This is a genomic window from Nodularia chucula CCY0103 (assembly GCF_963923915.1).
In the GTDB taxonomy this organism is placed as follows: domain Bacteria; phylum Cyanobacteriota; class Cyanobacteriia; order Cyanobacteriales; family Nostocaceae; genus Nodularia; species Nodularia chucula.
Genome location: NZ_CAWUOL010000198.1, coordinates 1 through 1169 on the forward strand (window position 1 = coordinate 1; position 1169 = coordinate 1169).

The window sequence follows — 1169 nt, forward strand, 5'->3', positions numbered from 1 at the left end:
GATTACCTACTTATTTCTTCTGTTGTTTTTTCACGACTTTTTCAGCAAGCCCTAAATAGTCTATCCATATCCTCATTAGTTTATTCTTCTGTTACGCACTGATAATTTTTGACATTAATAGGGAATAATGAAAATTAGAGTTATGTTTTACTTGTCACTCTTGGGAGCATTGTACCGTGAATGTAAGAACAATGGAAGAACTTGAGAAATTATTAGAATTAGGCGAATGGGAAAAAGCTAATACACAAACACACAGAATTATACGTGATAAATTTAGTCAAATAAATAGTGTATTTCTTGGTAGTTCAAATACATTATATTCAGAAGGTTTTAAAAATTTTCCTGGTGAAGACATCAATGCACTTGACGAACTTTGGATAAAATATAGTAATAAAAGGTTTGGAATTAGTATCCAAAAAAATATTTACAAAAATGTTGGTGGGAGGTTAGATGGTAGACCGCAGCAACCAGATGATAAAGATATTGAGGTCGTTTGGAAAGACTTTTCATCTAAGGTTGGATGGAAAGATTTAGCCAACCCAAATATAACCTTTAATAACGTTGATAATGCGCCTGATGGACATTTACCTTGTTGGAATGAAGAAATGATAAAAACAAGTGGTTTTGTAGGTCTTTTTGGTCGTATAGAGAACTGTAAATTATCTAGCTTGTAGAGTAGCGATTTAAATCGGTTACGCGTCTTGTCTGTCCATCTTGGCTGGACAAGAAAAGAACTTGTAAATTTTTATCACCTTACGGTGTCTTTAGCCCTCTTCTGTCACTTTCCGGAAAGCCAATCTCTAAAAGCTTTATCAGGCAGTCAGTCAATACAGGGTTCATATGTCTTTATCTGTGGTTTATTTCTTTATCTAATTGAAAGTGTTTACCAGACATGATTTACAGCAGTTTTCATGTATTTATGTATTTCTTTCTTCCTTTGCGCCTAACGTACTTCGTACTTCGCTACGCTGGTGCGTGAGATATAAAGATGTGGTTCATTTAGCTGAAAATAGCTGTAAACTGCAAAAGATAAGGCAAGAGACAAAACAAAACCCCCTAGCAATTATAAAAAGCTAAGGGGTTTTATTTTTTAAAAGATAAACCTGGCATCGAACTATTTTTGCGGAGGGCTACCCCTCAACTATCGTCGCCGCAACAGCGTTTCACCT

General features: G+C 35.1%; 1 protein-coding gene. It reads left to right on the plus strand.

Annotated elements, in window-relative coordinates; all coding sequences use genetic code 11:
• Positions 1-191: 191 nt before the first annotated feature.
• Positions 192-674, plus strand: coding sequence for a GUN4 domain-containing protein (locus ACM0OP_RS24170; RefSeq protein WP_414530946.1), 483 nt, complete (start codon positions 192-194; stop codon positions 672-674).
• Positions 675-1169 lie beyond the last annotated feature (495 nt).